1 protein-coding gene is annotated in these 1,890 nt (G+C 39.7%); it reads left to right on the top strand.

All coding sequences use genetic code 11. The features are described 5' to 3' along the window. Nucleotides 1-1,728: acyltransferase family protein (locus VOR_RS0112780; RefSeq protein WP_010320089.1), on the top strand; the 1,728-nt coding region annotated here is incomplete at its 5' end. Between the last annotated feature and the right edge of the window lie 162 nt (nt 1,729-1,890).

The following is a 1,890-nucleotide window of genomic DNA, read 5'->3' on the forward strand; positions in this document are numbered from 1 at the left end:
GCATATTGGCTTTATACTCCGAATGATTTTATGGGCTTTGCCGATAGCTTACGGTATGCAATCACATTCATTGCTAATGTTTACTTTGAAAAACACTCCGGTTATTTTGCTCCAACCTCAGAAACGTTGCCATTACTCCATACTTGGTCATTATCTATTGAAGAACAATTTTACTTTGTCTGGCCGATGGTCTTAATCCTCGCTGCTCGTTACCTCAATTCGCGCTTTTTCTGGGGAGTAATGTTTGCGACTTTAGTTGGATTCATTGGTTATTCTGAATATATGGCTAGATTAGGAGACAGCTCTGGTTATTATTTAATTCAAAGTAGAGCTTTTGAACTCTTGATGGGAGCGCTGTTAGCAATAATGGTTTACCCAAAAAGCCAAAACAGCAGGGAATTACCCAGAGGCTTTTATCATCTTACTGGGATTGTCGGGATGGTTAGCCTAGTTTGGCTCTCTTTCTCTTTGAATGAAAGTGATGTGTTTCCCGGTATTCATGCGCTATTTGTGACTATCACTTCCGCTTTAGTCATTGTCTCTGGGACGTCAAAAACCAGCACTATTTCGTATGTATTGAGTTTGCGCCCCATGGTGCTCATCGGTCGTTTGTCTTACTCATTGTATCTATGGCATTGGCCGGTATTGGCTTTTTATCGTTACTATTTCATTAGCTTTACGATTGTCGATGCCATCATTTGTGGAATGATCACGGTTATTCTCTCTTTTGCCTCTTGGCTGTGGGTAGAAAACCCTTTGCGGCATGCGCAGATTGGCAAGCGATGGGTTTACTTGTTTTATTTGATTTTGCCGATTGGATGTTCGGTCGTGATTGCTAAACAGATTGTTGCGCAAGATGGTTATCCAACACGATTCAGTGATTCAGTCCAAGCGATATTTAGCCAATCCGCTTATACGTTTGATGATAATAAGAATCATCGTATGCAGATTGTGGATTCGTACCCTTTTGAATCACCAGTGATAGGAGACATCGAGCAACCGATTACAGCTTATATCTGGGGGGATTCACATGCAGGCCATTTTAGAAGTTTTGTTGATGTTTTAGGCAAGCAAGAGGGGTTTGCTGCACTGTTTGGAGGTTTAGGTGGCTGCCCTCCTGTTATTGGAAGCGATTTGATTAAACATGGAAAGCCAGAGCAAAAGTGTTCTGAACGTAATAATGAAATAGCCCTTAAGTTAGCTGAGTTGAAGCCGGATGTGGTTTTTTTAGCTGGACGTTGGACTATGTATGTAGAAACAACACGTTCTGTTGGCGAGAAAGGTAGCCGTGTCTACTTAGGTGATGAAACAGATTATAGCGAATCGATTGATAATAGCCGTAGAGCTTTCAAAGAAGGTTTAGAACGGACAATTAAGCATTTGGTTGAAGCTGGTATTAAGCCTATTTTGTTTGAACAAGTGCCAGATTATGACTTCAACCCTAGCAATTGTTTAGTTAAGAAAGCTACCTATGGATGGATGAAAGATGCATCCTGTGATTTACCTTTAAGTGCAATGCTTGAACGACAGGAGATGACAAATACAATTATTGATGAGATTGCAAAAAAATATCCACAAGTTGAAGTTATCCCAATTTTATCAATTATTTGTGATGAGGTTAGCTGTAAAAGTCAGCTAAATAGTACTCCCTTGTATATGGATAACAATCATCTTAATTATGAAGGTGCGAGAGTATTAGCAGAATACTGGTTAGGGATAAATCAATGAAATTTCAGTAAGGGGCTAGCTGATCCATCTGAACGGAGTGATACCTAAAGTAGCTTAATTCTCTATTCTTAGTGATTGATATATTAAAAAACGCAATTGGCTGACGATTGCGTTTTTTTGTTTTATGGCCAAAACGTAGGACCTGATTGATGGCAATACATG

Origin of the sequence: Vibrio ordalii ATCC 33509 (assembly GCA_000257205.1) — a bacterium.
GTDB lineage: Bacteria > Pseudomonadota > Gammaproteobacteria > Enterobacterales > Vibrionaceae > Vibrio > Vibrio ordalii.